The 2808-nt window shown below is 43.7% G+C and carries 2 protein-coding genes; both read right to left on the bottom strand.

The genetic code is table 11. The annotated features are described in order from the left end of the window. Positions 1-2383, bottom strand: a 2383-nt coding sequence (locus tag KL866_RS03265) for a S9 family peptidase (protein WP_214993356.1), incomplete at its 3' end; no start/stop codon positions are given. 136 nt (positions 2384-2519) lie between these two features. Next, positions 2520-2807 (bottom strand): heavy metal-binding domain-containing protein, encoded by a 288-nt coding sequence (locus KL866_RS03260; protein WP_311236117.1) that lies wholly within the window; start codon positions 2805-2807, stop codon positions 2520-2522. Position 2808 lies beyond the last annotated feature (1 nt).

The raw sequence follows: 2808 nt of genomic DNA, 5'->3' as shown, positions 1-2808 counted from the left end.
ACTTTTCAAGCCACTGGTCTTGCTCCCAAAGGGTGTGCAATACACTTTCTTTTGCACGGTATCCATGACTTTCTTTTGGCAACATAACTAATCGCGTTACTGCACCTAAGCCTTTAAGGGCGTTGAAATAACGCTCGCTTTGCATCGGATACGTTCCTGAATTATTGTCTGCTTCGCCATGTATAAGTAAAAGTGGCGTCTTCATTTTCTCAGCGTGCATAAATGGCGACATGGTGTAATACACTTCTGGCGCATCCCAGTAATGACGTTCCTCCGACTGAAAACCAAACGGGGTTAGTGTACGATTGTAAGCACCAGAACGGGCAATTCCCGCTGCAAATAAGTCTGAATGAGACAACAGGTTTGCTACCATGAACGCACCATAGCTATGACCGCCTACCGCGACCCGCTCTGGGTCAATAAGCCCTTTTTCGTCAAGTGCGTCAATCGCAGCCTTTGCGTTGGCAACAAGCTGTGGCCTAAAGGTGTCGTTAGGCTCTTCGTCTCCCTCCCCTACAATAGGGAAAGAAGCATCGTCTAACACCACATAGCCTTTAGTTACCCAATAGATAGGCGAGCCGTACCATGGATAAATAAAACGATTAGGGTTTTGTGTGTTTTGACCTGCGCTCGACTTATCCTTAAATTCTTCCGGGTAGGCCCATAGGATCATAGGGTAGCGTTTGCCTTCTTCGTAATCTGTTGGCAAATATAAAGTACCTGTTAAATCTAAACCGTCGTTACGCTTGTATGTAATCACTTCTTTCTTAACGTTTTGAATGCTTTCGAAAGGGTTTTCAAAGTGGGTTAACTGAGTCAGCGTGTTATCTTTTAAACTACGGAAATAGTAGTTCGGGTAATCTCGCTTAGACTCAATTCTTACCAACAAGCGGTCGTTTTCCATATTGAAATCGCGCAAGTCTTCAAATTTATCTGTGTATTCACTTAAATAAACTCGCGATGTTTCAAGGGTTTTAAGATTGAACTTATCTAAGAACGGAAACTGCCCTTCAGGCGTAAACCCGTCTCCCAGCAAAAACGCATTCTCGCCATCTAGCGCAAGTACATCTTTGAAGTATTCATTTTTGCGGGTAACAAAACTGCCTGGGTCGCTGTATTTATCTTGATAGCTTCGGTTTGAAATAATCTGTGCAGGCTTGCTTTGGTCAGGACTAAACAAATAGGTTTTAAGATTGCGGGTATTCCACCAATAATCCATGGCTACCGCAATACTGTCGCCGCTCCAAATAAAACGATAAAACCTATCTTCTGTTTTAAGGATTTGCTCGCCATCGCCACTAAATGGTGCTTCAAGCTGCATTAGCTTGTCACGGTGCGTTACCTCTGTCTCAGGGTCTCCCCCGTCAAGCGCTTCAGCGTATACAATTGTATTTGGTTTGTCGTTGCGCCACTGTACATCGCGAGGCCCGGTACGAACAGCCATGAAGCCTTGTGGTAAGTCTTCGATGAGCGGAACGTCGACAAGTCTTTTTGCTAGCGTTCCATTTTTATCGTACAAGCTAATAGCGTGAGGGAAGCGGCGGTAGGTCACTAAATAAGAAAACGGTGCCTTATATTCCTCTACCATTACATAGTCGCCGGCCGGAGAAACGCTAACATTGCCATACATCCCTGACGCTAACCAAGGTGAAGGCTGCCCTTTTAGTGGAACTTTATAAATTTCAGAACGGGCTAATTGCTCAAAATTAAACTCGTCGTTTTTGTTTTTAAGTAAATCTTGATACGTACGGTTTTGTGCTTTTTTACCGTCGCTTACTGAAATCGTTGGGCCGGTTGGAACAGCAACACTAGTGTCGATTAAAGCTTTTCTATCCTCTGGTACTACTTTTACCAAAAGTGAAAGACTATCTGCATTCCAATTTAAGGTATCGCCCATATTCGCATTTATGGGTTTATTAAAGAGTTTTCTCGCCTCTGCCGCTTTGATATCAAGCACCCATAGCTCAACACCTTTGCTTGTTGTATTTGTAAACGCCATAAAGCGCTGATTCGGTGACCAAGAAAAGTTGGTTAGGCGCGGCGTTTCAGGCATGCCCTTAACAGCAATGCTCTCCTTACTTCCTACCCGCTGAACCTCTAATTTATTGTAGTAAGTGACGCGGCTTCCAATGTTGGTGACAGGGTCAATTCTAAGGCCTGCTAAGCGAAGCTCTTCTTTAGATAAGTCTTCTATCGACTTATAGTTATCGCGGAACAACAGCACCATATTCTTCTGTGCATCGTCCACAAGAGTAGCCGGCGCTAGCGTAACATCTACTAAATCTAGAATTTCTTTAGACGGTTTTTGATACTGAAGGCCATCCTGCGCAAATAGTTGGCAGGAGCATGCGGCAAATAGGACAAACATCCATTTTCTTAGCATTCTATTTCCTTTATAAGTTTTTTTGAGGGTAAAAAACAAAAAAGCGAGACATTGCCACCGCTGATAAACAACTGGCTCAAGCCTCGCTTCATTTAATTAATAAGCGCATACATTAAGATATATACACTTTTTGTATTTATACTGGCGTCGTTTTTACTGCAGTACCGCTAATGCTTACCATAAGCATACTGCCTTTATCGCCAATCACTTGATAATCTAAGTCGATACCTACCACAGCATTTGCGCCCATGCTTCTAGCTTCATGTTCTAGTTCGGTAAACGCTAACTTGCGCGCAGTGGTCAGCTCTTCTTCATACGATCCTGAACGGCCACCCACAATGTCGCGAATAGAGGCGAAAAGATCTTTGAATACATTCGCGCCCATTACTGCCTCGCCGACAACAATGCCGTAATAAGCTTCAATT

It is taken from the genome of Alteromonas sp. ALT199, from assembly GCF_018619335.1.
Taxonomy (GTDB): Bacteria; Pseudomonadota; Gammaproteobacteria; order Enterobacterales; family Alteromonadaceae; genus Alteromonas.
The sequence above is the reverse complement of the archived record's forward strand: the minus strand, read 5'-3'. Positions and strand labels throughout refer to the sequence as shown.